The sequence below is a fragment of the Brevibacterium luteolum genome (genome assembly GCF_025147615.1).
Lineage (GTDB): Bacteria > Actinomycetota > Actinomycetes > Actinomycetales > Brevibacteriaceae > Brevibacterium > Brevibacterium luteolum.
The window spans coordinates 1-25,537 of sequence record NZ_JALXPM010000031.1 but is presented as its reverse complement, the minus strand read 5'-3'; the positions used below and the strand labels follow the sequence as shown (position 1 = coordinate 25,537).

The following is a 25,537-nucleotide window of genomic DNA, read 5'->3' as shown; positions in this document are numbered from 1 at the left end:
ATGTCGATGCTGCGCCGCGGCGGCGGGGTCTGCGAGATCGACGGTGTCGAACTCGGCCACGCCGGCCTCATCGACTCCGCTGCCGGTGCGCTGACCGGCACGACTGCCCTCATCCTGCCTGCCGGCACGACCGGCGGGGTCGATGTGCGCGGCGGCGGGCCGGCCAGTCACGAGACCGAGCTGTTGGCTCCGGGCACGCTGACCACCGGATGCGATGCGATCGTACTCACCGGCGGCAGCGCCTACGGGCTGGCCGCAGCCCACGGCGTGCAGGCCGGTCTGGCCGCTGACGGGCGCGGGTTCCCCGCCCCCGGGCTAGCTGGTGTGACCGTCCCGCTCGTGCCCGCGGCTGGGATCTTCGACCTTGGCCGCGGCGGCGCGCCCTGCCTGCCGCCGACGATCGAGACCGGGCAGGCCGCCTATGCCGACCGGGCGACCGGGCCCGAGGCGGTGGTGCGCGGGTCTGCCGGCGGTGGGATCGGTGCGTGGACCGGGCGCGGGCTGCTGCGCGGCGGCCTCGGTTCGGCTGTCATCGACACCGATACCGGCCACCGGGTGGCAGCGATCGCTGTCGCCAATCCGATGGGCACCGTCATCGCGCCGACCGGCCGGCTGCATGCTGCCGAGGTGTTCGCGGGCTACGGCATCGACGTGCCGGCAGACGACTCTGCCGCGCTGCGGGAGCGGTTCGCAGCACTGGCGGCGCAAACTGCCGGCAGCCCGCCTCCGGCGCGGAACACGACGATCGCCGCGGTGGTCACCGACGCCCGACTCGATGCCGCGCAGGCTCACCGGCTGGCGCAGTCGGCTCATGCCGGGCTGGCGCGGGCGATCCACCCCTCGCATACGCTCTTCGACGGTGATACGGTCTTCGCCGCAGCCACGGGTGCGGCACCGCTGACTTGGTCAGCCGGTGCGCCGGGTGAGGCGGATGACACGATGGTGCTCGCGCAGCTGAATATCGCGGCCGCGGATGTGCTCTCGGCAGCGATCGTCGATGCGGTCGTCTCCGCTGGCGACTATGCCGAGGGTGCGCCGCTCCCGGCTTCTCCTCCCCCGCTGCGCACGGTGTGCCCGCAGCTCGCGGCTGCCTGGCAGTCACTCGACTGACGAACCCCTGCGGCTGTTCTGCTCCGTGTCTCAGCGGGTGGCGAGGATCGCCTGCGCCTCGTTCACGACGCCGGGCGGGCAGATGATGTCATAGGTCGTCGCCAGCACCTGCGGGCTGGACATCACGGCACTCTGCTTGCGGTTGATCGCCTTGATCGCAATCCCCCAGATCATGCCCAGGCCCACGCCGATGACGATGCCCGGCAGCAGCGCCCCGGTGGTCAGGGACGCGTCGGTGCCGCCGCCGAGCAGCATGAACACCAGGCCGAAGAGCATTCCGATCCAGGCTCCGGACAGCGCTCCGCGGCCGGCTGCGGCTGCCCAGGTGAGCATCCCGGTGACCGGTTCGACGATCTTGAGATTGGAGCCGACGATCGTCAGTGAGGACACGTCGAAGTCCTTTTCAGCGAGGAACCTGACCGCCTTCTGCGCATCCTCATGCGTGCGGTAGGAGCCGAGCACTTCGCCGTGCGGGATCTGGGTGACCGGTCGTCTGGAAGCCATACCTCCAGTATGGACTAGTCACCGGCTCACATGGGTGCCGGGTTGCCGGGTTGCCGGGTGTGCACCATCAGTCTGGGGGCAGGTCGACCTCACCGGCCGGCAGGACGACGTGTGCCCGCCACTGGTCGGCAGCACTGAGGTCGGTTGTCAGCAGACCGTGGGTTCCCAGCCCGAGGAATGAGGCAGAGGGCACGAAGCGCTGCAGGTAATCACCGGCGGCGGTGATCGCGAACAGCAGCGCCTGCACTGAGTCCTCCCCGTAGACCTCCATCGAGTCGGTGACCACCCCGGTCTCGTCGATGAGGTCGTAGCGACACGTTGGGATGTCAGCTGTGGTGTCGCTGAAGTGCAGGGTGAGACCACCAGTGTCGGTCTCGAAGATCCGGGTGGCGACGATGCGGGGCTCAGCGGGCATGAGAGTGACTCCGTTGAGATGGGGACTGGATCACGGCAGCGGGGTCGGGTCCACCACGTCCACGCCGGGTTTTGAACCGGTCACAGAGACGAGTCGGATATCGCACAGCTGCAGGCGGCAGCGAATGGAGTACGCTGGAATCGCCCGCGATCTCAGGACTGCTGGAAGGAACCCTCAGAGCGCATATGACCGCCCCCACCGTTGATGCCGTCCGCGCCGCCCTTGCCACTGTGCTCGATCCGGAGATCCGCCGCAGCATCGTCGAACTCGACATGGTCGACGACATCGCCGTCGCCGATGACGGACATGTCGCCGTCACCGTGCTGCTGACCATCGCCGGCTGCCCGCTCAAGGACACCATCACCCGCGACACCGAGGCGGCGGTTGCGAAGGTCGACGGCGTCACCGGCGTGACGGTCACCCTGGGCACTATGACCCCTGAGCAGCGGCAGGCGATGCGCGAGAAGCTGCAGGGGCCCGGTGCCAACCGCGAGATCCCGTTCAACAAGCCGAACTCACTCACCCGCATCTACGCGGTCGCCTCCGGCAAGGGCGGAGTCGGCAAGTCCTCGATCACCGCCAACCTCGCCGTGGCGCTCGCTGCCGAAGGGCTGCGCGTCGGCGTCATCGACGCCGACATCTACGGATTCTCGATCCCGGGCATGCTGGGAGTTTCCGGCAAGCCGACGAAGGTCGATGAGATGATCCTGCCGCAGGTCGCCCACGGCGTGAAGGTCATCTCAATCGGCATGTTCGTCCAGCCCGGTCAGGCCGTCGTGTGGCGCGGACCGATGCTGCACCGGGCTCTCCAGCAGTTCCTCACCGACGTGTTCTGGGGCGATCTCGACGTGCTGCTCCTCGATCTGCCGCCGGGCACAGGCGATATCGCGATCTCAGTCGCCCAGCTGCTGCCGCGCTCCGAGCTGCTCGTCGTCACCACCCCACAGCAGGCAGCCGCACAAGTCGCTGAGCGTGCCGGGTCGGTCTCAACGCAGACCCAACAGCAGGTCACCGGCGTCATTGAGAACATGTCGTGGATGGAGATGCCCGACGGCACCCGGATGGACGTCTTCGGCTCCGGCGGCGGAGAGTCAGTGGCGAAGAACCTCACTCAGATCACCGGTGGTCAGGTGCCGCTGCTCGGCCAGATCCCGCTCGATCCGCCCGTGCGCACCGGCGGAGATGAGGGCACTCCTGCCGTGCTGGCAGCCCCCGACTCACCAGCCTCAACGGCTCTGCGGGCGGTGGCTCAGCAGCTGGCGACGCGCTCGCGCGGACTCGCCGGCCGATCACTCGGCCTCTCCCCTGCCTGATCGACCCCTGCCCCATCAGACATCGCCTGATCGACCCCTGCCGGTCTGACCGCAACCTGGGTCTGGTTCAGGTGGCTTCCGGGTCGAAGGGCGGGGCCGCCTCGGCGTCGCGCAGAGCGACCTGGGCGCGGTAGCGCTGGACGGGACTCAGCTGCGCGGCCGCTGCCTCGTCTGAGCTGGAACCGGCAGCCGTGCTGCCCGTTGAACTCCGCGAACCGGAAGACGCCTGAGCCTGGGACTCCTCCTGCAGCGCCTCGCGCACAATCCGGCGCGGGTCGTACTGACGCGGGTCGAGGGTCTTCCAGTCGACATCGGGCAGGTCCTCGGCGAAGTCACGACGCAGGCTGCCCTTGGCTTCGTCAGCGCGGCGCTTGAGCAGCTTGACGAACTCCTTGAGCTGCTCGGCGTATTCGGGTAGCCGCTGCGGGCCGATGACAAGGAGGGCAACGATGATGATGATGAGCATCTCCGTGCCGTTGATCCCGAACATGGCCCTCATTCTAGCAGTGCGCTCAGGGGTCTCACGGCTGCTCCGGGCTACACTGAGGGCACGGATCGCCGGCGCTTTCCACGTCTTCTGCCGGTCCGCGATCCGCTGTCAGCAGGAAGGAACGTATGAGCCGCGACTGGGCGATCAACGCGCAATACGCCGAACGCTACAACCCTGCCGACGCCGTCTTCGACGCCGCCCGCACCATCGCCGCTGATTACGCCGTCACCCCGCTGTCGGCCAACACCGCAGGCCTGCTGCGCCTGCTCACCCAGCTGGCGAAGCCGGCGAGCGCGCTGGAGGTCGGCACCGGAACCGGGACCGGCACGCTGGCGATCATGCGCGGCATGCCCGCAGGCGGAGTGCTCACGAGCATCGACGTCGACGCCGACAGGCAGGCTGTGGCCCGCGAGCTGCTCGGTGCCGCACGGATCCGCCCGCACTGCGTGCGCATGATCCACGGCCGCGGCGAAGACGTCCTCGCCCGGCTCGCACCCGGCGGCTACGATCTCGTGTTCCTCGACTCCGAGCCGCTGACATACCCACGGCTCGTGCCGCTGGCGATCGAACGGCTCAGCGCCGACGGACTGCTCATCATCAACCAGGCGCTGCTCGGCGATGCGGTGGCCAAGCCGGCCAACCGTGCCCCGCGCACCCAGGTGATGCGCACCGTGCTCTCCGACATCGAAGCCCGCACCGACATCGAACGGCTCATGATCCCCATCGATGCCGGCCTGCTCGTGCTCCGGCGCCTGGGACAGTGAGGCTCGGGCGGGAGTTCGGTCGCCGGTGGCGGCTGAGCACCGGGTCAGGGTTGCGCGCGGCTTTCTTCCCGCGCCTCGAGCTCATCTTCGAGCCGCTGCAGCTCGCGCAGCTCATCGGCGCAGGCGACCAGCTCGGCGCAGAGGTCAGCGACCGGACCGTCGGCCAACGCCGTGAGCTTGCGCGCGAACTTCGGCCCGAAGCTGGTGTCGGGGGTGCCGGCCAGAACCCCCTCCCCTGCAATGCGCGCACCCATCTCGGTCACCGCCTCGGCGGCAAACCGGAGGGTCCGCTCGACGCTGCGATCCTCAGCATGGGCCAGCCACACCATGCCCGTCGTGTACAGCCCGCTGACCTCAGCTGTGGCGGCGAACCGCTCAAGCGGGGGCAGCTGGTCCAGCCAGGCTCGGATGAAGATGTCGCAGAGCTCGGAATGGTCGAACAGAAGATTCGGCTCTTTGCGCTGCAGCGCCTCGACGACGTCGGTGATCGACATGTGCGCGGCGAACTCGAGCGCAGCCGACAGGTCGGCGCCGCCCGCGGCGAGGATCGCCTCGGCCAGCCGCTGCCGCTTCGCTTCGATCTCATACGTGTCCACGTCCGGTGCCTCTCTGTTCTCGGGCATGAGTATGGGCGCCGGTTGCGCGAGTGCGCGTCCGGCGCCCAGATGAGGGTGGTGCTCTCCGGTTCCCGGTCAGCGGACCGGAACCGGCACTGCGTTACTTGCCCAGCGCCTCGGCGAGGGTGTCGTACAGGTTCGCAGCTTCCTCCGGGCTGATCTCGATGACCAGCCGCCCGCCGCCCTCGACAGGTAGACGCAGAACCATGTCGCGACCTTCTTTGGTCACTTCAAGAGGACCGTCACCAGTGCGCGGTTTCTGTGCTGCCATGAACCTCTGTCCTTCCGGTTGAAAATTTCCAGCATCTCTGATTATCCACCATTTGAGCTGGATCACGTAACGGGCGCGTCAAGCGCGCATCCGTCTGTCTTGCATGCTGATCACGGCGGCCAGTCCGATGGCGGGGTGAAATGCCACAGCTGACTGATCCACAGGTACTGGGTGACGATGAGCACGACGAGCAGCAGTCCGCGGTACGCCCACGAACGGGAGTACGCCATCGCCAGGGCGAGCGGGAACAGCGGCAGCAGCAGCCGGAACGTCGACGTCTGCGGGTTGAAGAAGATGAACAGGTACACCGCATAGGCGACAGTGAAGTGCTGCAGGTCGCGGCCGAGCTGCCGGCCGGCAGCCGAGACCATGAGAGCTGCGAACCCGATGATGAGCCCCACAAGCAGCACGGGTCCGATGATGTCGCCTGCCAGCCAGCGCGACATGTCGAACCACTGGATGACGAACCGGGAGTGCCCACCGCTCCACGCGTGCTCAGTCTCAAGGTAGGCCAGCGGCTCACCGGTGCGCAGCCAGGCGTGGATGGGGTGGATCAGCGCAGCGACGCAGGACAGCACCCCGAGCGTCCAGCTGCGGATCGCCTCCCCTGCCGGGTAGGGCTCGCTCCTGCGGCGGGCGAAGCGGCTGATGAGGTGGATGAGCATGAAGAACGAGAACGCCACCCCGATCGGCCGGGAGAGGTCCATCGCCACGACGACCGGGATCGCCCACAGGTAGGCGCGGTCGATGACGAGCGTGAGCGCGCAGGCGAGCAGCAGCAGGTTGAGCGCCTCGGCATATCCGGTGCTCAGGATCGGGGAGGCGGGGAAGACGAACACGACCGCCAGGCCCATGAGCGCCCGCCCGGCGGTGGTGTGGCGGCGGAACAGCGCAAGGATGACGATCGCAGCCCCGGCGGCGAACAGGTTCGACAGCAGCGGTGAGACGAGCTGGTAGTCCAGCCCGGTGAGCACGGAGACGTCGCGGGCGATCCAGGGATGCAGCGGGTAGAACGCCCACGCGTTCTGGCTGACATCCCCGGTCTCTGCGCGCGGCAGCACCTCGGGGTAGCCGTCGGTCGCGATGCGCTCGTACCAGCCGGCGTCCCAGAAGTTGAGGAAGTCCCGCAGCGTCGTGACCTCCCCGCTCGTCCACGGGGAGCTGCCCTGCTCGGCGAGCACGTGGGAGAGGAATGCGAACGCGATGATCCGCGAGACGAGGCAGACGACGAGCGCCTGCGCCCAGACCGGCAGGCCCAGCAGCCAGTCCGCTGCCCGCCTGACGATCCGTGGGGTGGGCGGCTGCGCGGCGATCAGCCCGGCTGAGGATGCTGGGGCGGGTGTGGGCGGTGCCATCAAGGCTGCGGGTCGCCCAGCGTGCCGTGCGGTGCGTCGATGCCCCGGTCGCTGCCACCGGGCTGGGGGTCGCCCAGGATCTCCGGGTAGCCGTCGCCGAGGCGGTGGTGGCCTGGGTGCGGGCGGTCGCGTTCGGCGTGCAGGCGGGCGATCTCGGCCTCCTGTTCGCGCAGCCGCTGAGTCATCTGCTCTAGCACCAGGTCGACGGCGTCGGTGCGGTAGCCGCGGGCGGCGAGCTGGAAGCGCACGGCGCTGATGTCGTCTGCCGACCATCCCTCGCCCAGTCCGCGCGGGGGCTCCTGAGCCTGGTCGCGTCCCATGGCGCTGTTGAAGCCGCCGGTGGCGCCGAAGACGGCGACGACGGCGAAGAACACGACAGCGCACACACCGAGGATGATGTAGATCGACATAGCGGTATCGTCTCACAGCCCTGTCGGCCGCCGGCGCACCGTGACAGGCTTGCTGGAACGCTCGGTCAGGACTCGGAGACGGAGGTGAGGATCGAGACGGCCTCGGCCGGATCGTCGGTGAGGCTGAGCCGGTCGGGGTCGTCGAGGCTGATGGTGCCGTATTCGACCGGCTTGGACTTCAGCCAGTCGACGAGACCTCCCCAGTAGCTGGTGCCCATGAGCACGATCGGGAACTTGCGCACTTTGTGCGTCTGCGCCAGCGTCAGCGCTTCGAAGAGCTCATCGAAGGTGCCGAATCCACCGGGCAGCACGACGTAGCCCTGGGAGTATTTGAGGAACATCGTCTTGCGCACGAAGAAGTACCGGAAGTTCACGCCCAGGTCGACGTAGTCGTTCATGCCCTGTTCGAAGGGCAGCTCGATGCCCAGGCCCACGGAGAGTCCCCCGGCGTCGTGTGCTCCGCGGTTGGCCGCTTCCATGATGCCCGGCCCTCCCCCGGTGATGACTCCGTAGCCGGCTTCGGCGATGCGGCGGCCGAGATCCCGGGCGGTCGCGTAGTCCGGTGAGGTCTCGGCAGTCCGGGCCGAGCCGAAGACCGAGAAGCACGATCCGAGTCCGGCCATCGCGCCGAAGCCCTCGACGAACTCCGACTGGATGCGCAGCACCCGCCACGGGTCCTCGTGCTGCCAGGCGGCCTCGTCCGGGCATTCGAGCAGCTGTTCGTCAGCGGTCTTCTCCGGCACCTGGGAGCGGCGCAGCCGCAGCGGTCCGCGGTTGTAGATTCCTGAGGTGAACATCGGCAGGCTCCTGGCGTTCGACGGGCACAGATCACGTCCAGCCTAGTGTCTCGCCGGCACACAGACCGATAGGCTGGTGTCATGACTCAACGTTTCGTCTCAGCCAAGGGTGTCGCCACGTACCACGGCGACACGATCCTGTGCGTGTGGTACCCCGCTCCCGTCCTCACCGGCGATGAGGCCTCGGCAGCCAAGCTCGCCGCCGACGCCGTCGACGATGACGTCCTCACCCCGCTCGCGGCCGCCGATGAGGCCCGCGGCACCCGCGGTGAGCTCGTCAGCGTCACGATCGACGTCGATGCCGCCCCGGACGGCGCCGCCGACGGCTACCTGCGCCTGCACGCCCTGTCCCACCGTCTCGTCAAGCCCAACGACCTCAACCTCGACGGCCTGTTCGGCCAGCTCAGCAATGTCGTGTGGACCTCTGCCGGCCCGTGTGCGGTCGAGGACTTCGAGATCACCCGCGCCAAGCTCAAGGCGCGCGGCCAGCTCTCGGTCTACGGTGTCGACAAGTTCCCGCGCATGACCGATTTCGTCGTGCCCGAGGGTGTGCGCATCGCTGATGCCGACCGGGTGCGGATGGGCGCCTACCTCTCACCGGGCACCGTCGTCATGCACGAGGGCTTCGTCAACTTCAACGCCGGCACCCTCGGCCAGGCGATGGTCGAAGGGCGCATCTCCCAGGGCGTCGTCATCGGCAACGGAACCGACATCGGCGGCGGCGCCTCGATCATGGGCACCCTGTCCGGCGGCGGCGCGCACCGCATCGAGATCGGCGAGGGCACGCTGCTCGGCGCCAATGCCGGCGTCGGCATCTCCCTCGGCGACAACTGCATCGTCGAGGCCGGCCTCTACGTCACTGCCGGCACCCGCGTCGTCATGCCCGAGGAGGACGGCAGGGTCGTCAAGGCCGCCGAACTGTCCGGCAGCGACAACGTGCTGCTGCGCCGCAACTCCGAGACCGGTGCCGTCGAGGCCCGGTCCCGCACCGCCCAGGGCATCGAACTCAACCCCGACCTGCACTGATCAGACGGGCACGGCCCACTGAGCTGCCGGGCCCGGCACACTCATCAGCCGGGCACGGCAAAGGGGACAGACCAGCTGGTCTGTCCCCTTTCGCGTATCCGGTGTCAGGGCACCGCGTCTCAGCGCTCGCTGATGTCGGTGTAGCTGCGCTTCGGCTCGCCGGTGTAGATCTGGCGCGGGCGGCCGATGCGGGTCTCCGGGTCGTTGATCATCTCACGCCACTGCGCGATCCAGCCCGGCAGGCGGCCGACGGCGAAGAGCACGGTGAACATCTCGGTCGGGAAGCCGAGGGCCTTGTAGATGAGGCCGGTGTAGAAGTCGACGTTCGGGTACAGGCTGCGCTCAACGAAGTAGTCGTCGGCCAGCGCGATCTCTTCGAGCTTGAGGGCGAGTTCGAGCATCTCGTCGTTGCCGCCGGTGCGCTCGAGGATCTCGTGGGCGGTCTTCTTGATGATCGCCGCACGCGGATCGTAGTTCTTGTACACGCGGTGGCCGAAACCCATGAGGCGGACGCCTTGCTCCTTGTTCTTCACCCGCTCCATGTAGGACTTCGCGCCGTCGTCGGAGGCGAGGATCTCTTCGAGCATCTCCAGAACTGCCGAGTTCGCTCCGCCGTGCAGGGGGCCTGCCAGGGCGTTGACGCCTGCTGAGATCGACTGGAAGATGTTCGCCTGTGCCGAGCCGACCAGGCGCACCGTCGAGGTCGAGCAGTTCTGCTCGTGGTCGGCGTGCAGGATGAACAGCTGGTCCATCGCCTTGACCGCCAGCGGGTCGAGCTCGTACGGCTCGGACGGGTAGCCGAAGTTCACGCGCAGGAAGTTCTCGACGAGGTTGAGCGAGTTGTCCGGGTGGATCACCGGCAGGCCCTCGGACTTGCGGTGGGCCATCGCTGCGATTGTTGGCATCTTGGCGAGCATCCGGATCGAGGACAGGTCGATCTGCTCGTGGTCGAAGACGGAGAGGTTGTCCTGGTAGAAGGTCGACAGCGCCGAGATCGCCGAGGACACCATCGGCATCGGGTGGGCGTCGTAGGGGAAGGCGGTGAAGAAGCGGCGCAGGTCCTCGTGTACGAGGGTGTGGCGGCGCAGGCGGGCGTCGAATTCGTCGTACTGCTCCTGGGTGGGCAGCTCGCCGTAGATGAGCAGGTAGCAGACCTCGATGAAGTTCGACTTCTCGGTCAGCTCTTCGATCGGGTAGCCGCGGTAGCGCAGGATGCCCTCGTCGCCATCGATGAAGGTGATGGCCGAGGAGGTGTTGGCCGTGTTGGCGAAGCCGGGATCGTAGGTGACCTTCCCGGTGTCCTTGAGCAACGAGCCGATCCGCACAGCTTCCGTGCCTTCGGTGGCAGTCACCTCAGGGAGGGAGACCTCCTGGCCGTCGATGTGCAGTACTGCATCCTCTGCCATATGTACTCCTCGAAATGTCTGATCTCCGGCCGGGGATTCGAGCGTGGGGTGCTCACAGCGACCTGAGTGTTGTTTCACAGTCACATCAGAGACTACCGGCTTTGGTAGGCCAAGGGTAAATCGGGGTGGCCTGTCACCTGGGCTTGGTACCCTGCCCCGCGCCACCGTGCGGCAGGCGGGTGTGTTCGGCCTTTCCCGAGGCGGTGGCCACCTCGATCTCAGGCCTCGCGCAGGCGTGCGGCAGCCGCCGCGATCCGCTCATCGGGCGCTGTCAGCGCCAGGCGCACGTGCTGGCCGGCGGCAGCGCCGTAGAAGGCGCCGGGTCCGGCGATGATGCCCAGGTCAGCGAGCGCTGCGATGGTCTCCCAGCAGTCCTCGTCGCGGCTGGCCCACAGGTAGAGCCCAGCTGTCGAATGGTCGATGCGCAGCCCGAACGCCTCGGCTGCCGGCAGCAGCTCCGCGCGCCGGGCGGCGTAGCGGGCATTCTGCTCCTGCACGTGGGCAGTGTCGCGCAGGCCCGCGATCATCGCCGCCTGGATCGGGGCAGGCATGATCATCCCGGCATGCTTGCGAGAGTTGGTGAGGTTGCCGATGAGCGTCGCATCGCCGGTGACGAATGCCGCCCGGTAGCCGGCGAGGTTCGACTGCTTCGACATCGAGTACACCGCCAGCAGCCCGGTGTGCTCTCCTCCGGTGACGGCCGGGTCGAGGATCGAGGGCGCCGCGGTGTCGGCGGCCCAGTTGAGCAGGGCGTAGCATTCGTCGCTGGCGACGATGACCCCGGCCTCGCGGGCGCGGGTGACGACAGCGGCAAGAGTGTCGGTGTCGAGGACCTCGCCGGTCGGGTTGCCCGGTGAGTTGAGCCACAGCAGCCCGATGCCATCCAGGGAGGCGCCGGCAAGGATGTCGGCGGCATCGAGTCGCACACAGTCGACGCCGGCCACGCGGGCGCCCATCTCATAGGTCGGGTAGGCCTGCGACGGGCAGGCGACGGCCAAAGGCTTCTCCAGCCCCGATGCTCCCCCGGCATTGAGCCCGAGCAGTGTCGGTAGCCAGGCGACGAGCTCCTTCGACCCAACGGTCGGCAGCACCTCGGTGGCGGGATCAATAGTTACGCCGCGCCACTGGGACGACCACCAGGCGATCGCCTCGCGCAGCGCCTCGGTGCCGGCGGTCGTCGGGTACCCGTGGGCGTCGGCGGCCTCGCGCAGCGCCTGACGGATCACCTCGGGGGTGGGATCGACCGGGGTGCCGATCGACAGATCGCACACGCCATCAGGATGTGCGGCAGCGCGCTGTCGGTACGGAGTCAGGGTGTCCCAGGGGTAATCCGGCAGCTGGAGTCCGTACATGGGTTCTCACTCGTCGTGGCTCTGCGGCGGCAGCGCCTTGATGATCGGATGGTCCAGGCCGGTGTTGCCGAGCTTGGCGGCACCGCCGGGCGAGCCGATCTCGTCGAAGAACTCGACATTGGCGGTGTAGTAGTCGGCCCACTCTTCGGGGACGTCGTCTTCGTAGTAGATCGCCTCAACCGGGCAGACAGGTTCGCAGGCACCGCAGTCGACGCATTCGTCGGGGTGGATGTAGAGCGACCGTTCGCCTTCGTAGATGCAGTCGACGGGGCATTCGTCGATGCACGCCTTATCCTTGAGATCGACGCACGGTTGTGCGATGACATACGTCACTGTCAGTCTCCTCAGTCAGCTTCCATGCGAAAAGTCCTCTCACCAGACTACTCCCTTATAGGCTGGGAGCGTTGGCACACCACCGTCGAAAAGGTCACACATGTTCGAACCCCGTCCCGGCATGCGCGTCGTCCTGCGGTTCCGCGAGGGCTCCAGCGCCACCGATGCGCTCGGCCAGGTCAGCGCCGTCGACGGGAACTCCGTGACGGTCGAGACGAAGCGCGGCCCGGTCCGCGTGCCTCGGGAGGACATCATCCTCGCCCATGAGGTGCCCCCGGCCCCGCAGCGGGCTGGGAGGCTGCACGAGGTGGTCTCGGCGGCCGATGTCCGCCGGGTCGCCGCCCATGCGTGGCTGCCGCCGGAGGTGACGTGGCTGAACCGGGACAATCTGCACCGCGATGCCGCGCAAGCCACCGGCGATGACGCGGCCGGGCCCGAGGCGTTCGTCCAGTCCGGCTGGCTGCTGCGGGCTGCCGGCGGGGCTGGGAAGGAGGCGGCGAACTCCGCCCTGCCCCTCGACCCGCCCGGTGTCGAGACGGCTGAGGCGCTCGAGATGGTCTCCCAGTGGTACGGCCAGCACGGGCTGCCTGCTGCTGTGCAGATCTACTCCGATGCCGACTCCTCAGAGCTCGCCGCCGCCTGCCGGGAGGCCGCCGGGCTGTTCCGCGATGCCGGCTTCGTGCCCTCCGAACCGCAGCTGGCGCTCACCGCCGCCACCGCCGAGGCGGCCGCTGGGCTCGCCGATCCCGCCGCCGCGGCCCCGGCTGGGCTGTCGATCGTGCGCTCGGATGCCCCGCACGGACTGCAATATGAGGCCTGGGGGCACCCGGAGGGCAGCGAGAGCCATTCGGCCTTCGCCGCGCTCATGACCTCAGCTGAGCAGATGTTCATCCTCTCAGCGATCACCGGTCCGCTGCCCGGCACCGCCCAGTCCGGGACGGCTGGTTCCGCCCAGCCCGGCGGGCAGCCGCAGGCCAGCCGGCCGCAGCTCATCGGCACGATCCGCGTCGCGCTCACCCACCGCTGGGCGGTGATCTCCCATCTCATCGTCCACCCCAGCGCGCGCCGCCGCGGAGTCGGACGCGCACTCGTGCAGGCCGCGGCCGCGGCAGCCGGCCAGCAGGGCATCCGCTCGCTGCTGGCCGATGTGCCGGCTTCCAATGAAGCAGCGATCACGCTCATGCGCGGTCTCGGCGCCCGGGAGCATCACCGGCACTGGTTCGCCCTCCAGGCCGAATGAGCACCGGCCGTCTGCAGGCTCAGCGCGGCGGCGCGTGTGTGCCGTCGTCGCCGAGCGGATCGGACTTCTCGCTCATCGGCACATCGATGTCGAGGTGACCGCCGCGGGCCGGCTTGGGGCGCGTGAGGTTCATGATGACGGCCAGCGCGGCCGCCGGCACGATGCCGGAGGTCAGCAGCACGGCGATGGTGTTGGGGAACAGCGCCACCGAATCAGGTACGGCAGCGAAGCCCTGCCCGACGCCGATCGACACGGCGATGACGAGCATGTCGTGGCGGTCGAGGGCAGTCTCGGCCAGCAGTTTGATGCCAGCACCGATGAGCATTCCGAACATCACGACCGCCGCTCCTCCGATGACAGCCGAGGGCATGACGGCGATGACGGCGGCGAACTTCGGCAGCAGTCCGAGCAGGATGAGGAATCCGGCGCCGATCGAGACGACGTGCCGGCTCATGACGCCGGTGAAGGCGACGAGCCCGACGTTCTGGCCGAACGAGGTGTTGGGCAGGGCGGAGAACAGTGAGGCGAACGCGGTCGCTACGCCGTCGGCCATCACGCCGCCGGAGAGCTCCTTGTCGGTCACGTCTCGTCCAGCACCGCTCTTGGTGATCGCCGACAGGTCCCCGATCGTCTCCACGGAGGTGGCGATCGCCATCGCACCCATGCCGATGAGGGCAGCGGCGGGGAAGTCCAGACCGAACTTCAGCGGTGCGGGGAAGGCGAACCATGCGGCCTCGGCGACATCGCTGAAGTCGACCCGACCGGCCGGGATCGCTGCCAGGTAGCCGACGATGAGGGCGAGGAGCACTGAGGCCGCCCCGATGATGCCCCGGCCGAAGCGGTAGAACAGCAGCATCACGACGAGCACCAGGCTAGCCAGGCCGAGGTCTGTCCACGAACCGAATGTCGGTGAGCCGCTGCCGCCGGCGTAGAGCGCCATGCCGGTCGGCAGCAGGCCGATGCCGATGACGAGGACGACGATGCCGCTGACGAGCGGCGGGAACAGGGCCTTAAGCCAGCGCAGGCTCATCCCGAGGATCACCTGCACGACACCGGCGAAGATCGCACCACCGAACACGGCGGCGATCCCGTAGCTCTGCGCCAGCGGGATGGCGACGACGAGGAAGCCGAAGCTCGTGCCCTGTACGATCGGCAGCCGAGAGCCGATCGGCCCGATGCCGATCGTCTGTAGCAGCGTGGTGAGCCCGGCGACGAGCAACGCGACCTGGACGAGGAAGGCGGTCTCACCGGTGGTGGCGCCGATCGCAGTGGCGAGGATGACGGGAATGGTGACATTGCTCGCCATCATGACGAGCACATGCTGGATGCCCAGCAGCACCGCCTCGCCCAGCGGCGGCATCTCGTTGATCTGGTAGCGCGGGGTGATCTCTGGCTCAGCAGCGGGCATAGCTCTCCTCGGGCGCGGCGGCTGGCGAGTCCGCCTGCCGTCGTGGCGTGTCGTGTGTCACATCACGCTAGGCGCATGTGACACAGGGCTGACACAGCACTTTCTGCCGAATGGATGCGGTTCCGCTTGGCGCAATCTGACGTGTTCTGCCCCACAGTTCGCTCAGTACAGTGAGTGGCACTCAGGGACTGCGGTGACGGCGCCGCGCGCCGGTGCGCAGTCGATGACAGCCTCTCGGCATCACCCGCCGGGTGGGAACGACACTCTGTTGGGAGCAGCCTTATGCCACAGCCGATCGAAGTCCGGAAAGTCCCCCTGCACAGCGTCTCCGACGCCTCGGAGATGACGAAGCTCATCGACGCCGGTGTCCTCGACGCCTCGCGCGTCATCGCGATCATCGGCAAGACCGAGGGCAATGGCGGGGTCAACGACTACACCCGCATCATCGCCGACCGCGCCTTCCGTGAGGCGCTCATCGAGAAGGGCGCTCCGCCCGAGCAGGTCAAGGAGATCCCGATCGTCTGGTCCGGCGGCACCGATGGCGTCATCAGCCCCCATGCCACGATCTTCGCCACCACCGACGCGACCGACACCCCGAGCCACGGCGCTGCCGCCGGTGTCGATGACAAGCGGCTGTCGGTCGGCTTCGCGATGAGCGAGCCGATCCTGCCGGAGGAGATCGGCCGCACCGGCATGATCGACAAGGTCGCCGATGCCGTCACCGCGGCGATGGAGCGCGCCGGCATCACCGACACATCCGATGTCCACTATGTGCAGACGAAGACCCCGCTGCTGACAATCGACACGATCCGCGATGCCCGCTCCCGCGGTCACGACGTCTTCACCGAGGACACGCTGACGTCGATGGACGTCTCCAACGGCACCACTGCCCTCGGCATCGCCCAGGCGCTCGGCGAGGCCACCGACATCACCGATGACGATGTCATGCGCGACCGCAGGAAGTACTCCGCCGTCGCCTCGTGCTCCTCCGGTGTGGAGCTCGACCGCGCGCAGGTGGTCGTCGTCGGCAATGCGCCCGGCATCGGCGGCCGGTTCCGGATCGGCCACGGGGTGATGGATCATGCTCTCGATGCCGACGGAATCTGGGATGCGATCACCGATGCCGGCCTCGACCTGCCGGATCGGCCGCACCGCGACGACCTCGGCGGCCGTCTCGTCAATGTGTTCCTCAAGTGCGAGGCCAGCCAGGACGGCTCGGTGCTCGGCCGCCGCAATGCGATGCTCGACGACTCCGATGTCCACTGGCACCGGCAGATCAAGGCCGCCGTCGGCGGCGTCACCTCCGCGGTGACTGGTGATCCGGCCGTGTTCGTCTCGGTATCAGCCGCCCATCAGGGTCCTGACGGCGGCGGGCCGGTCGCTGCGATCATCGACCTGGGTGAGGAACCCAGCGGCTACACATTCACCGGCTGACCTGCTCACCATGCCTGTGCCCGGCACCGTGATTCCGGTGCCGGGCACGGCTGTGCTCAGGGTCGTTCAGCTGTCCGTCTTGCACTGCACACGGTTGACCGGACGGTAGACGGTGGTGAAGTCGTCCTTCTTCACGACCTTGCCGGTCGAGTGGTCCTTGATCGTGCGGTAGATCGTGATCGACCAGCCTTCCCGCGGTGACTGCGGTGAGCAGGAGGGACCCGATTCGGTCACAGTGCTCGGCGAAGTGAACGCGAACCGGCTGGAGGCATCGGCTTCGACGTCGACGGTCTTGACGCCGAAGACGCGGGCGTGGACCTCGCCGCCCTTGAGGTACATGTCAAGCACCATCGGTTTGTCGGTGTTGTTCGTGAACTTCAAGTCGATCGACGTCCAGTCCAGGGTCGTCTCCCGACCCTCCGGGTAGCGGGAGATGTACCGGGAGTGCGCACGGTGCTCATCGAGATCGAGACCGGCGAAGAATGCGGCATTGAACAGGGTTGTCGACACCTGGGAGACACCGCCGCCGAAGTCGGTCTTCATCTGCCCTTCGGAGATGACGCCGGCAGGCTTGTAGCCGTTGGCGGCTGTGCGCTTGCCCAGGGTTTCGTTGAGGCTGAACTGCTCACCGGGCAGCAGTACGCTGCCCGAGACCTTCTTCGAGGCCACCCGCAGGTTGGTGTCGCGGTTGGGTTCGGAGTTGTACGGGGTGGCGAACTTCGCGATGACGGTGTCGATATCGGCCTTCTCGGCGTCCTCAGTCGAGAACTCCGGATCGGTCTCGGTGAGCGTCACCTCGGCGGTGCGGTCATCGGAGGTCAGCGCCGGCAGCACAGCGTCGGCGAATTCCTTCTCGTCAACGGAGATGCCCTTCTCGCTCGGCACGACCTTCGGTTTGCCGTCGACGATCTCGTAGCTGGCGTTCTTCATCTCCTGGCCGACCTGCGGGCTCTCGGCCAGCGCGAGCCGCTTGAGCCGTTTGGCGTCGAAGACCGGTGTCAGGTCGCTGTCCTTGGGCTCGAACTCCAGGGTCTGCGACACGGTCTCCGGTGAGACGGTGAGCGTCCCGCCCTGGACATCCTCATGGTCGCCGGGGTCGGCGGTGACCGTGACGTCATCGCTGATCGCCGGTTCGGCGATATCGGTCCGGGCCTTCTCCGCCTCAGCGGTGGTGATGTCGGCTTCCTTCTTCTGCGCAGTCACCGCCAGTGGCGGGTCTTCGCGCAGCCAGGAGGCATCGATCGTCTCCCGGATCGCATCGGCGGTCACGATGGTGCCGTCGCTGCTGTCGGTGACCTTCGGCTTGCCGTCTTCGTCGTAGGCGAGCGTCGCATCGACCGGTTCGGTCGACATCTCCGAACCGACCTCCTCGATGACGGACTTCTTCGACTCGTCAACGGTGCTGACCGGGTCGATGACGTTGTCGTCGAACAGGCGCTCGTAGATGCGCACCGGATTGAGCGTGAAGCCAGCACCGCGATTGACGGTCGCCTGGGTGTCGAGGACGATCCCGGCATCAGCCGGGTCGATCTTCGCGGAGTTGTCCTCTGCGGTGATCTCGATCGGCTTCTCGGCACGCGGGGCGAGCTGCTCATCGAGGGTGCGCTTCGCCTCGGCCTCGGACAACCCGCCGACGTCGATCCCGGCGACCTGCGTGTGACGCGGCATGCCGTTGGAGGCGAAGAACGCCGTTGCCACATAGGCAGCGGCGAGGGCGAGGACGGCGGCGACGATGACGATGATCGTCGTGCGGCGGCCGCGCGCCGGAGTGGTGTCAGAGGCCATGGTGTCACTTCACGAGAGTCGGCCGGGCAGCGGCCCGGAGCTGGTGGGAATCCGTTCCCAACTATAGCCAGTGGCCATGCCCTGACCTGCGGCCACCGGGTGACAATCCTGCTACAGTTCGGTCTCAGCTTCCGGCCGGACCGCCGGTCTCATGACCGCTTGGGAGTCTTGAGCGCCGGCAGCGTGAAGGCGAGCACCGCAGCGATGCCCATCGGGGCGACCAGCCACACGATCGAGCGCAGATACGCGGCGACGATGAGGTCGGCCCCGGGCAGCAGGCCCTGCTGTGTGAACAGGAACGAAACCATGCAGATGACCGCCGCACACAGCACCATGAGCGATGTCGACCGGTACAGCGCGGCGATGTGCCACATGCCCGCCGTGCTCAGCGCCAGCGCCAGAGCCAGGCCCCACGGGGCGATGATCTGCTGGCCGCCGAGCTCCCAGGCGGTCGCGTTGAGGTGCTGGAAGGAGCCGAGCACGCCGATGAGCAGCCCGACGAGGATCGCGTGGATGATCGCTGCCGCGCTGGTCTTCGGACGCCCCGGAGACTCAGTGTCAGCTCTCGCCGCTCCGGCTCCGGCAGCTGTCGCCGCTCCGGTTCCGGCGGTGCTCGCCGCACCGGCTGCTCCACCCGCGCCCGAGGCGGCGGCTGCGTTCGCATCGTCAGTGCCGGTGCCGGCCGGGGTCGGGTAGGCGTGAGTCCCAACAGGCACGATGACGGCATCGAGGACATTGTCGACCGGTGCATACGGTGCCGGTCCGGGGCCCGGGTAGGCGGCGTCGGTGTAGCACTCGATATCCATGACCTTCTGGCCGATCCCGTTGGACAGTGCGAAGAACTGCCCGGCCACGGTGATCTGGGTGCGGTGGGCTGCCATCGCCAGGCTCTTGGCGCCGATGAAGGCGTCGACGTCCTGGGCGACGGCGATCGGCGCCTCGGCGGCGATCGTCGGGATCGATGCGGCCGGGGCGAAGCCGGTGAGCTCGAAGCCGGGAGCCTGGGGGTCGAAGGCGTCGGCGGCCGCGTCGGCAGGGGTGTCGAAGAACAGCAGTGCAGCCGCCTCGTCAGCGGTGCCCTCCAGCCGCTGGCAGGCGGCGACCGTCGCCTCGTGCATCCGCACATGGTCGGGGTGGCCGTAGCCGCCACCACTGGAGTAGGTGATGACGAGCTGCGGACGCACCCGGCGAATGACGTTGACGAGGTATCCGGCGGCTTCGCTCACCGGGGCGGCGCACAGTGCCTCGGGCACCATGTCATCCGGTGCCACAGCGTGACCGTCAGGACCCCAGGCCATCCCGGAGTCCTCGAACCGGCGGGAAGGCAGGCGCTCATCTGCTCCCCCGCGCTCACCGTCGCCCAGGAAGGCATGGTCGCTGACCCCGAGGATCTCGAGTGCGCGGGCGAGCTCCTGCTCCCGGTGAGATGCTAGTTCGGCCCGGTTGCCCTCCAGCCGTTCCCGCAGCTCGCCGATCACCTCACCGCCCTCACCGCGGGTGGCGGTGACGAGGGCGACGTGGGCGCCGGAGGCGGCAAGTGCGGCCATCGTCCCACCGGTCATGATCGACTCGTCATCGGGGTGGGCGTGGACGAAGAGGACGCGCGCCTGTGCTGCGGGAAGGGTCTGGGTGGCACTCATGCAGTGATCAGTTCTTCTTGCGGCTGGTGATCTTGTGACGCTCCTTCTGGTCGAGCACGACCTTGCGGATGCGCACGTGGGTTGGCGTGACTTCGACGCACTCGTCGTCGTTGGCGAACTCGAGGCTCTCCTCCAGGGTCAGTGCCCGCGGCGGGGTGAGGTTCTCAAAGGTGTCCGCCGAAGCTGAGCGCATGTTCGTCAGCTTCTTCTCCTTGGTGACGTTGACGTCCATGTCCTCATTGCGGGAGTTCTCACCGACGACCTGGCCTTCGTAGACCTCGGAGGTCGGCTCGACGAAGAAGCTGCCGCGATCCTGCAGGTTGAGCATTGCGTACGGGGTCACCGAACCGGCCCGGTCGGCGACCAGCGAGCCGGTGGTGCGGAAGGTGATCTCCCCCGCCCACGGCATGAGGCCGGCTGACAGCGAGTTGGCGATGCCGGTGCCGCGGGTCTCGGTGAGGAACCGGGTGCGGAAGCCGATGAGGCCGCGGGCCGGGACCCGGAATTCCATGCGCACCCAGCCGGTGCCGTGGTTGCTGATCGATTCCATCTGGCCCTTGCGGGAGGCCATGAGCTGGGTGATCGCCCCCAGGTGCTCCTCGGGCGCGTCGATCGTCATCTGCTCGACAGGTTCGTGCAGGACGCCGTCGATCTCCTGAGTCACGACCTGCGGCTTGCCGACGGTGAGCTCGAAGCCCTCGCGGCGCATCTGCTCGACGAGCACGGCCAGGGCGAGTTCGCCTCGGCCCTGGACTTCCCAGGTGTCGGGGCGCTCGGTGGGCAGCACGCGCAGGGAGACGTTGCCGACGAGTTCGGAGTCGAGTCGGTCCTTGACCATACGGGCGGTGACTTTGGTGCCCTTCTCGCGGCCGGCCAGCGGCGAGGTGTTGATGCCGACGGTCATCGAGATCGCCGGTTCGTCGATCTCGATCGCCGGCATCGGGCGCGGATCCTCCAGATCAGTGATGGTGTCGCCGATCATGATGTCGGGGATCCCGGCGATGGCGACGATGTCGCCAGCTGAGGCTTCTGCGGCTGGCACGCGCTGGAGGCCCTTGGTTTCGAGCAGCTCAGTGACCTTGGCCTGACCGATGTCTCCGCTGCCGCGGGCCCAGGCGACCTGCTGGCCCTTCTTCAGGGTGCCGCCGTAGATGCGCAGCAGCGCCAGGCGGCCGAGGAACGGAGAGGCGTCGAGGTTGGTCACGTGTGCCTGGAGCACTCCGTCATCGTTGTAGGCCGGGGCCGGAATGTGCTCCAGGATGGTGGAGAACAGCGGCTCGAGGTCGTCGTTGTCGGGCACATCGCCGTCGGCGGGCCGGCGCAGGGAGGCGCGGGCGACCTTGGCTGCGGCGTAGACGACGGGCACGTCGAGCACTGCATCGACGTCGAGGTCAGGCTGCTCCTCTGCCAGATCGCTGGCCAGGCCGAGCAGGAGGTCCTGGGCTTCGTCAACGACTTCGGCGATGCGGGCATCGGCGCGGTCGGTCTTGTTGATGACGATGATGACGGGCAGGTTCGCCGCCAGCGCCTTGCGCAGCACGAATCGGGTCTGCGGCAGCGGTCCTTCCGAGGCGTCGACGAGCAGCACCACACCGTCGACCATGGACAGGCCGCGTTCGACCTCGCCGCCGAAGTCGGCGTGGCCGGGGGTGTCGATGACGTTGATGGTCAGCGGGCCGTCGGTGGCGGACGGTCCTGCGTAGCGCACGGCGGTGTTCTTCGCCAGGATCGTGATGCCCTTCTCGCGCTCCAGGTCGCCGGAGTCCATGACGCGGTCCTGCACTTCGCCGTGGTCGCCGAACGCTCCGGTCTGTTTGAGCATCGCATCGACCAGGGTCGTCTTGCCGTGGTCGACGTGGGCGACGATCGCGATATTGCGGCGATCGAGGCGGCGTGCGGTGTGTTCTGTCATCAACATCCTCAAGAATTGTGTGCGGCCCGCGCCCCGGTGGGAGCACAGGCGGGCGAAGTCTCCGCGCACCTTTCACGGGCTCTGACCCAACTCATCATTATAGGGGCCCGGCAGGCAGTGCCCTGCACTCGAAGATGCTCAGTGCACGCCTTCGGGTGAGACGATTCCGGCGTTGAATGCCTCGACGACGAGCTCGAGTCGCGAGCGGACGTTGAATTTGCGCATGATCGAGGTGACGTGAACCTTCACGGTGCCTTCACGGATGTCGAGCTTGCGGGCGATCTCGTGGTTCGACAGGCCTTGGCAGAGCAGGTGGAGCACGCCCTCCTCACGATCGGTCAGGCCGAGCTGGGCGATCTCCTCTGCCGGGTTGCCTGCGGCTGCCGGCTCGTGGGTGATGGTGGCACCGAAGCCTGCGGCGTCCGGGGAGATGACGGCGGTGCCGCTGAGCACGGCCTCGATCGCCGAGCGGATCTGCACGACGTCGGCTGTCTTGATGAGGTAGCCGTTGGCTCCTGCAGCAAGCGCCTGGATGAGGTTCTCTTCGCTGTCGAAGGATGTCAGCAGGATGATCGGCACGCGCACACCAGCAGCACGCAGGCGGCGGGTCGCCTCGATGCCGCCGACCTCGGGCATCGAGATGTCGCAGAGGATGACGTCGATGTTCTTGACGGCTTCGCGGCCGAGGGGTTCGACGGCGGCGAGCATCTCTGCGCCGTCGGAGAAGGTGGAGTCAACGCTGATGGCGGCGTCGTTGCCGAGCAGTTCGGCGATGGCGTCTCGAGTGAAGGCATCGTCATCGGTGATGATGACCCTGATGCGGTCGTAAGGCTCAACGATTGTCACTCGGTACCTCCGTGTGGGGCGTGGGTTGCCCGGCTGGTGCTGCGGGGAGTTCGACGCAGAGCTGCCACTGGGAGTCCGTGGCCTCAGCGCCTTCGACGACCGGCGGTGTCAACCGGCCAGTAGTCAGGATACCCCCTGCAGCCTCGATATCGCGGGCTAAATTTGCCAAGCCCAGACCGGAGCTGTCGGCAGGGTTGGGATTGCCCTCGGGAGATTCGGTGTTGCTGAGCACGACTTTGACGTGCGTTTCCGACCGCGTGAAGACCGCGTGCACAGGCTCATCCGGTGAGGCGTACTTGATGGTGTTCAGGATGCTCTCGTCCAGCAGTCGGCCGAGCAGACGCACGTACTGCTCCAGGGCTTCGGACGCCTGCGGTTCGACAGCGCTTTCGACAGCGAAGCCGTAGACGCGCAACCGATCGGAATAGGACTTCAAGAGCTGCCGAACAGTCATCGGGCCGTGCGCCACGATAGGGTCACCTGGCTTCGCACTTACTGGCTTCTTACTCGACCGCACACGTTCGGCTGCTGTCAGATCCCCTCCGGCGTCACCGCGGATCATGTCGTCCACGTCGCGCAGCCGACTCAGCAGTAACCGGACTTCGCTACTCGCCGCGTGTGTCTCAGCCACGATCAGGTCGAGGTTCTCTGCGGCTTTGTCCGCATCGCTCGCTCGCGCCTGCTGCGCGAGAAGCGAGACCCGTGTGAGCACTCCCCCGACGGAGTCATGAAGATCTCGTGAGAGCTGCGAGCTCAACCTGTCGAGCGCTTCCTGATTCTGCTTGGATGCCGCTTCTTCGCGATCCAAGACGAACCGGATGAGGACCCCCGCAACAACCGCGAGCGTAACCACCACGGTCCAGAAGACGAGCGTGGAAAAGACAATGGACGTTTCGTAACCCAAGAGCACAGGAGGGAACGAGAATGCGATGAGCAATGCCACACTCAGGGCAATAGCTGAGCGGAGTTGTCTCCGCGCTGCCAAATACGTCGCAGCAATAGGGACGGTAATACTCGCCATGCCCAGGAAGGACGACCCAATGAAGATCAACGTCAGTCCGGCAAGCAGCACCGCGCCAACTAGGATCCAGGGCGATATAGGGATTGTGAGAATTCCGGCGCCAAGGATGATAAGAGCCGCGTACGGGAAGTCTGCGGTCTCGGCCTGTGTTGCGTCCACGAATGCGAGGACGACGAGAAGCGAGGTCAGCAGTACGGGAACACCGAACTGGCCAAGTTGAAGACGGGGTTTCACGCGCTCGAGTACAGAAGCCATGCGACGGTCGTCGGCCATTCGACGATCGTACTACACAGTGAGGTCGACAACACCGTTGAATTCCCTATCTGCACGAGTAGCTCCGCAGCCATCTACGGCCACGGAGCTATCTGATGGTCTGACTGCTACTTATCCAGGTTGGGACACAGGACGTAAATCTTGTGGAGAAGGCACAGCGTAGGCATCTCCGGATTTGCGACAGGGCCCTTGGCCTGCAGAGCGGCAGCTGGAGCGACGGTTCCGAACGATACGAGCGCAACGGCGGCAAGAGCAACGCCGAATGATTTCTTCATGATTCCTATCATGCCCGTTCCTGTGACGTGAGCCAATACGACTTTCGTCGTAGTCCGTAGACCGAACAAGATGACCGCGCCCTGTGTGGAAACGGCGGATTCTGAGCAAAACTGCAACACACGCTCCCTCCCAACTGAACCCGAAAGGCATGCCGGCCCGCGCATAGCTACTCCTTTCGGCTTAGCGAACGGCACCAAGGTCCAATAGCGCGCCACCTGGGGTGTTGCCAAAGTTGGAGGCACCAAATTGGTCATCTCAGAGGAGAGAACAGTGAAACGACACTTGGTCCACGCTGTGCTGATTGGAGCACTTGCCTTCACCGGCGTGGGAACTGCACTGCCCGCGGCAGCCGGCCCGGCCCCGCTCAAGACGGCAGACACCGCCATCCAGGAAAGCCCGGAGGCGCAGAAGGTCAACCCGGTCTTCAGCGACAAGGAGCTGAAGATCATGGCCGAGTCCTCAGGCCGCACTGTCAGCGAACAGCGCGAGTACGTCGAGGCCCAGGCCGAACAGAACAACGAACTCTACGAGCTCTCGCAGAAGGGCAACGACTTCGACGGCGCATTCTTCAATGAGGACAATGAGCTCGTCGTCCAGGCAGCCGCCGGTTCGGCAGAGGCCAAGGCCGCAATGGCGAAGGGCCTCGAGGTCCGCGACCCGCAGAACGGCGAGAGCAAGCTCAACGAGATCGTCGATGCCCTCAACTCGGTCGATGGAGACCGTTCGGCCATCGCCTCGATCGCCCCGGAGATCATCGACGACCGCGTCGTCATCACCGTCTCCGACGCCGATGCGAAGTCCGCTGTGCTCGACAAGGCCGCCGAGTACGGTGACGCCGTCACCGTCGTCGAAGGCGATCGCAACATCCTGCACACCACCGCCCGCGGCGGCGACAAGGTCTCCGTGCCCGGCAGCTACTGCTCGGCCGGGTTCCCGGCATCGACCACCGGCGGCACCAACGTCATGATCTGGGCCGGTCACTGCGTTGAAGGCCAGCAGAACTTCTCCGTCGGCGGCAGCGCCTTCGGCACCTTCGCAGCAACCGCCTTCAAGTCCTATGACGGCAAGCCCGACCGCGATATCGGAGCGATCTACGTCAACTCCGGCAACTCGGTGAGCACCAGCGTCAACACCTACGGCTCGAACTTCGGCATCACCAACGCCGATCGCGGAGCCTGGCAGGCACCAGTCGGCACCGATATGTGCCGCACCGGCGCGACCTCGGGTGTCACCTGCGGCAAGGTCACCGGCTACAACGCCTCGGTCAACTACTCCGACAACCAGGGCCGCTCGGTGGCCCAGGTCTCCGGTCTGGGCACCTCCTCGGTGTGCACCGCTCCCGGTGACTCCGGTGGCGCCTACACCGCCGGCGGCTACGCAGTCGGCATGACCTCCGGCGGACCCTCAACCCAGCGGTGCGGCTTCAACGGCGGATACATGGGAGGCTCCTCCTACTTCCAGCCGGTGCAGGATGCGCTGAACTACTACGGTCTGCGCTACGGCCACCGCTGATCGATCCCCCTGGGCCTCCGCAGGGCT

Annotated in this window: 24 protein-coding genes; 7 read left to right on the top strand and 17 right to left on the bottom strand. The window is 67.0% G+C overall.

The genetic code is table 11. The features are described 5' to 3' along the window. Positions 1-1,110, top strand: coding sequence for a P1 family peptidase (locus tag M3C25_RS08950; RefSeq protein ID WP_259856000.1), 1,110 nt, complete (start codon positions 1-3; stop codon positions 1,108-1,110). Between the two features lie 30 nt (positions 1,111-1,140). On the opposite strand, the gene M3C25_RS08945 is transcribed toward M3C25_RS08950, so the two are convergent. After that, a complete protein-coding gene (locus M3C25_RS08945) occupies positions 1,141-1,614 on the bottom strand; it encodes a general stress protein (protein ID WP_175294515.1) in 474 nt (157 codons plus the stop codon). A gap of 67 nt (positions 1,615-1,681) precedes the next feature. After that, positions 1,682-2,029 carry a hypothetical protein gene (locus M3C25_RS08940; RefSeq protein WP_259855998.1) on the bottom strand — a complete coding sequence of 116 codons (348 nt, stop codon included), beginning with the start codon at positions 2,027-2,029 and terminating at the stop codon, positions 1,682-1,684. Between the two features lie 185 nt (positions 2,030-2,214). On the opposite strand from M3C25_RS08940, the gene M3C25_RS08935 reads away from it, so the two are divergent. Further along, positions 2,215-3,342 carry an Mrp/NBP35 family ATP-binding protein gene (locus M3C25_RS08935; protein WP_259855996.1) on the top strand — a complete coding sequence of 376 codons (1,128 nt, stop codon included), beginning with the start codon at positions 2,215-2,217 and terminating at the stop codon, positions 3,340-3,342. Positions 3,343-3,409: 67 nt separating this feature from the next. On the opposite strand, the gene M3C25_RS08930 is transcribed toward M3C25_RS08935, so the two are convergent. After that, on the bottom strand, positions 3,410-3,832 hold the full coding sequence (locus M3C25_RS08930; RefSeq protein ID WP_254698240.1) for a twin-arginine translocase TatA/TatE family subunit: 423 nt from the start codon (positions 3,830-3,832) through the stop codon (positions 3,410-3,412). A 125-nt stretch (positions 3,833-3,957) separates the two neighbouring features. Between M3C25_RS08930 and M3C25_RS08925 the strand changes: the two genes are divergently transcribed. Further along, positions 3,958-4,596, top strand: coding sequence for an O-methyltransferase (locus M3C25_RS08925; RefSeq protein ID WP_175294511.1), 639 nt, complete (start codon positions 3,958-3,960; stop codon positions 4,594-4,596). Positions 4,597-4,640: 44 nt separating this feature from the next. On the opposite strand, the gene M3C25_RS08920 is transcribed toward M3C25_RS08925, so the two are convergent. From M3C25_RS08920 to M3C25_RS08900, 5 genes are all read right to left on the bottom strand, one after another. After that, a complete protein-coding gene (locus M3C25_RS08920) occupies positions 4,641-5,192 on the bottom strand; it encodes a hypothetical protein (protein ID WP_259835204.1) in 552 nt (183 codons plus the stop codon). Positions 5,193-5,313: 121 nt separating this feature from the next. Beyond that, entirely contained in the window at positions 5,314-5,484 is a 171-nt protein-coding gene (locus M3C25_RS08915) for a DUF3117 domain-containing protein (RefSeq protein ID WP_259855993.1), read from the bottom strand. A 110-nt stretch (positions 5,485-5,594) separates the two neighbouring features. Continuing rightward, entirely contained in the window at positions 5,595-6,839 is a 1,245-nt protein-coding gene (locus M3C25_RS08910; protein WP_259855992.1) for a putative hexosyltransferase, read from the bottom strand. Next, positions 6,839-7,249, bottom strand: a complete 411-nt coding sequence (locus M3C25_RS08905; RefSeq protein WP_259855991.1) for a DivIVA domain-containing protein — start codon at positions 7,247-7,249, stop codon at positions 6,839-6,841. The genes M3C25_RS08910 and M3C25_RS08905 overlap by 1 nt, the downstream gene beginning before the upstream one ends. A gap of 65 nt (positions 7,250-7,314) precedes the next feature. Continuing rightward, positions 7,315-8,046, bottom strand: coding sequence for an LOG family protein (locus M3C25_RS08900; RefSeq protein ID WP_175294506.1), 732 nt, complete (start codon positions 8,044-8,046; stop codon positions 7,315-7,317). Positions 8,047-8,127: 81 nt separating this feature from the next. On the opposite strand from M3C25_RS08900, the gene dapD reads away from it, so the two are divergent. After that, the gene (gene dapD / locus M3C25_RS08895; RefSeq protein WP_259855990.1) at positions 8,128-9,072 is read left to right on the top strand and encodes a 2,3,4,5-tetrahydropyridine-2,6-dicarboxylate N-succinyltransferase; all 945 of its coding nucleotides are present in this window, start codon (positions 8,128-8,130) and stop codon (positions 9,070-9,072) included. 119 nt (positions 9,073-9,191) lie between these two features. Here dapD and M3C25_RS08890 read toward each other — a convergent pair whose 3' ends face one another. From M3C25_RS08890 to fdxA, 3 genes are all read right to left on the bottom strand, one after another. Then, a complete protein-coding gene (locus M3C25_RS08890) occupies positions 9,192-10,478 on the bottom strand; it encodes a citrate synthase (RefSeq protein ID WP_259855988.1) in 1,287 nt (428 codons plus the stop codon). Positions 10,479-10,696: 218 nt separating this feature from the next. Next, positions 10,697-11,830: a succinyldiaminopimelate transaminase gene (dapC, locus tag M3C25_RS08885; RefSeq protein ID WP_259855986.1), complete on the bottom strand. Its 1,134-nt coding sequence runs from the start codon at positions 11,828-11,830 to the stop codon at positions 10,697-10,699. 6 nt (positions 11,831-11,836) lie between these two features. Further along, a complete protein-coding gene (fdxA, locus tag M3C25_RS08880; protein WP_102162719.1) occupies positions 11,837-12,163 on the bottom strand; it encodes a ferredoxin in 327 nt (108 codons plus the stop codon). A gap of 100 nt (positions 12,164-12,263) precedes the next feature. Here fdxA and M3C25_RS08875 point away from each other — a divergent pair, with 100 nt between their 5' ends. Continuing rightward, positions 12,264-13,403, top strand: a complete 1,140-nt coding sequence (locus M3C25_RS08875) for a GNAT family N-acetyltransferase (protein WP_170273913.1) — start codon at positions 12,264-12,266, stop codon at positions 13,401-13,403. Positions 13,404-13,422: 19 nt separating this feature from the next. Here the strand turns inward: M3C25_RS08875 and M3C25_RS08870 are convergent, their stop codons facing one another. Next, positions 13,423-14,811: a uracil-xanthine permease family protein gene (locus M3C25_RS08870; protein WP_170273912.1), complete on the bottom strand. Its 1,389-nt coding sequence runs from the start codon at positions 14,809-14,811 to the stop codon at positions 13,423-13,425. 282 nt (positions 14,812-15,093) lie between these two features. On the opposite strand from M3C25_RS08870, the gene bar reads away from it, so the two are divergent. Beyond that, on the top strand, positions 15,094-16,245 hold the full coding sequence (gene bar / locus M3C25_RS08865; RefSeq protein WP_170273911.1) for a barbiturase: 1,152 nt from the start codon (positions 15,094-15,096) through the stop codon (positions 16,243-16,245). Between the two features lie 66 nt (positions 16,246-16,311). Here the strand turns inward: bar and M3C25_RS08860 are convergent, their stop codons facing one another. From M3C25_RS08860 to M3C25_RS08840, 5 genes are all read right to left on the bottom strand, one after another. Then, positions 16,312-18,030: a VanW family protein gene (locus M3C25_RS08860; RefSeq protein ID WP_259855984.1), complete on the bottom strand. Its 1,719-nt coding sequence runs from the start codon at positions 18,028-18,030 to the stop codon at positions 16,312-16,314. Between the two features lie 149 nt (positions 18,031-18,179). Further along, a complete protein-coding gene (locus tag M3C25_RS08855; RefSeq protein ID WP_259855982.1) occupies positions 18,180-19,670 on the bottom strand; it encodes a PIG-L family deacetylase in 1,491 nt (496 codons plus the stop codon). Between the two features lie 7 nt (positions 19,671-19,677). Then, entirely contained in the window at positions 19,678-21,582 is a 1,905-nt protein-coding gene (typA, locus tag M3C25_RS08850) for a translational GTPase TypA (protein ID WP_259855977.1), read from the bottom strand. Positions 21,583-21,720: 138 nt separating this feature from the next. Beyond that, a complete protein-coding gene (locus M3C25_RS08845) occupies positions 21,721-22,428 on the bottom strand; it encodes a response regulator (protein ID WP_259855975.1) in 708 nt (235 codons plus the stop codon). Then, positions 22,415-23,722: a histidine kinase gene (locus M3C25_RS08840; RefSeq protein WP_259855973.1), complete on the bottom strand. Its 1,308-nt coding sequence runs from the start codon at positions 23,720-23,722 to the stop codon at positions 22,415-22,417. The genes M3C25_RS08845 and M3C25_RS08840 overlap by 14 nt, the downstream gene beginning before the upstream one ends. Positions 23,723-24,268: 546 nt before the next feature. Here M3C25_RS08840 and M3C25_RS08835 point away from each other — a divergent pair. After that, positions 24,269-25,510: a S1 family peptidase gene (locus tag M3C25_RS08835; RefSeq protein WP_259855971.1), complete on the top strand. Its 1,242-nt coding sequence runs from the start codon at positions 24,269-24,271 to the stop codon at positions 25,508-25,510. The last annotated feature ends 27 nt before the right edge of the window (positions 25,511-25,537 follow it).